The 2,932-nt window shown below is 50.5% G+C and carries 1 rRNA gene; it reads left to right on the top strand.

Going from position 1 to position 2,932, the window contains the following annotated elements:
* Positions 1–19 precede the first annotated feature (19 nt).
* Positions 20–2,910, top strand: a 23S ribosomal RNA gene (locus RFW85_RS16610).
* Positions 2,911–2,932 lie beyond the last annotated feature (22 nt).

Here is a 2,932-nt window from a genome sequence, read left to right as displayed (position 1 = left end):
CGACTGTTTGGGGTTGTATAGTCAAGTAATTAAGTGCATGTGGTGGATGCCTTGGCAGTCAGAGGCGATGAAAGACGTGATAGCCTGCGAAAAGCTCCGGGGAGGCGGCAAATATCCTTTGATCCGGAGATTTCTGAATGGGGGAACCCACCTACTTTAAGGTAGGTATTGCAACATGAATACATAGTGTTGCAAAGCGAACGAGGGGAAGTGAAACATCTCAGTACCCTTAGGAAAAGAAATCAATTGAGATTCCCTCAGTAGCGGCGAGCGAACGGGGATCAGCCCATTAAGTTATGTGTGTTTTAGTGGAACGCTCTGGGAAGTGCGAACGTAGAGGGTGATATTCCCGTACACGAAAGGGCACACATAATGATGACGAGTAGGGCGAGGCACGTGAAACCTTGTCTGAATATGGGGGGACCATCCTCCAAGGCTAAATACTCCTGACTGACCGATAGTGAACCAGTACCGTGAGGGAAAGGCGAAAAGAACCCCTGTGAGGGGAGTGAAATAGATCCTGAAACCGCATGCATACAAGCAGTGGGAGCACCTTCGTGGTGTGACTGCGTACCTTTTGTATAATGGGTCAGCGACTTATATTCAGTAGCGAGGTTAACCGTATAGGGGAGCCGTAGAGAAATCGAGTCTTAATAGGGCGTTTAGTTGCTGGGTATAGACCCGAAACCAGGCGATCTATCCATGAGCAGGTTGAAGGTTGGGTAACACTAACTGGAGGACCGAACCCACTGTCGTTGAAAAGCCAGGGGATGACTTGTGGATAGGGGTGAAAGGCTAATCAAGCCTGGTGATAGCTGGTTCTCCCCGAAAGCTATTTAGGTAGCGCCTCGGACGAATACCATAGGGGGTAGAGCACTGTTTCGGCTAGGGGGTCATCCCGACTTACCAAACCGATGCAAACTCCGAATACCTATGAGTACTATCCGGGAGACAGACTGCGGGTGCTAACGTCCGTAGTCAAGAGGAAAACAATCCAGACCGCCAGCTAAGGCCCCAAAATCATAGTTAAGTGGGAAACGATGTGGGAAGGCATAGACAGCTAGGAGGTTGGCTTAGAAGCAGCCACCCTTTAAAGAAAGCGTAATAGCTCACTAGTCGAGTCGGCCTGCGCGGAAGATGTAACGGGGCTAAAACTATGTGCCGAAGCTGCGGATTTGACATTAGTCAAGTGGTAGGGGAGCGTTCTGTAAGCCGATGAAGGTGTATTGAGAAGTATGCTGGAGGTATCAGAAGTGCGAATGCTGACGTGAGTAACGACAAAACGGGTGAAAAACCCGTTCGCCGAAAGACCAAGGGTTCCAGTCCAACGTTAATCGGGGCTGGGTGAGTCGACCCCTAAGGCGAGGCCGAAAGGCGTAGTCGATGGGAAATTGGTTAATATTCCAATACTTCTGTGTAATGCGATGAGAGGACGGAGAAGGTTAAGTCAGCCTGGCGTTGGTTGTCCAGGTGGAAGGATGTAGGTATGTATCTTAGGCAAATCCGGGGTACTCTATACTGAGATCCGATAGCAAGCTGTACTTGTACAGTGAAGTGGCTGATACCATGCTTCCAGGAAAAGTCTCTAAGCTTCAGTTACACAGGAATCGTACCCGAAACCGACACAGGTGGTCAGGTCGAGTAGACCAAGGCGCTTGAGAGAACTCTGCTGAAGGAACTAGGCAAAATGGTACCGTAACTTCGGGAGAAGGTACGCTGTTGTTGGTGATGGAACTTGCTTCCTGAGCTGACGACAGCCGCAGAAACCAGGCCGCTGCAACTGTTTATTAAAAACATAGCACTCTGCAAACACGAAAGTGGACGTATAGGGTGTGATGCCTGCCCGGTGCTGGAAGGTTAATTGATGGGGTTAGCGTAAGCGAAGCTCTTGATCGAAGCCCCAGTAAACGGCGGCCGTAACTATAACGGTCCTAAGGTAGCGAAATTCCTTGTCGGGTAAGTTCCGACCTGCACGAATGGCATAATGATGGCGGCGCTGTCTCCAGCAGAGGCTCAGTGAAATCGAAATCGCTGTGAAGATGCAGTGTACCCGCGGCTAGACGGAAAGACCCCGTGAACCTTTACTGCAGCTTGACACTGAACTTTGACCTTACTTGTGTAGGATAGGTGGGAGGCTTTGAAGTTGGAACGCTAGTTCCAATGGAGCCGTCCTTGAAATACCACCCTGGTAATGTTGAGGTTCTAACTCTGTCCCGTTATCCGGGACGAGGACCGTGTCTGGTGGGTAGTTTGACTGGGGCGGTCTCCTCCTAAAGAGTAACGGAGGAGTACGAAGGTGCGCTCAGCGTGGTCGGAAATCACGCGTAGAGTATAAAGGCAAAAGCGCGCTTAACTGCGAGACCCACAAGTCGAGCAGGTACGAAAGTAGGTCTTAGTGATCCGGTGGTTCTGTATGGAAGGGCCATCGCTCAACGGATAAAAGGTACTCTGGGGATAACAGGCTGATACCGCCCAAGAGTTCATATCGACGGCGGTGTTTGGCACCTCGATGTCGGCTCATCTCATCCTGGGGCTGAAGCAGGTCCCAAGGGTATGGCTGTTCGCCATTTAAAGAGGTACGCGAGCTGGGTTTAGAACGTCGTGAGACAGTTCGGTCCCTATCTACCGTGGGCGCTGGAAATTTGAGAGGATCTGCTCCTAGTACGAGAGGACCAGAGTGGACGAACCTCTGGTGTACCGGTTGTGACGCCAGTCGCATCGCCGGGTAGCTATGTTCGGAAGGGATAACCGCTGAAAGCATCTAAGCGGGAAGCCTACCTCAAGATAAGATTTCCCTAGGAATTTATTCCTCTAAAGAGCCGTTCGAGACTAGGACGTTGATAGGTTGGATGTGGAAGCATAGTGATATGTGAAGCTGACCAATACTAATTGCTCGTGAGGCTTGACTATACAACACCCAAGCAGTTGTATA

The sequence above is a fragment of the Acinetobacter sp. 12966 genome (assembly GCF_031196995.1).
Taxonomy (GTDB): Bacteria; Pseudomonadota; Gammaproteobacteria; order Pseudomonadales; family Moraxellaceae; genus Acinetobacter; species Acinetobacter geminorum.
Note: the sequence above shows the minus strand (reverse complement) of the source record. Positions and strands in the feature narration are given on the sequence as shown.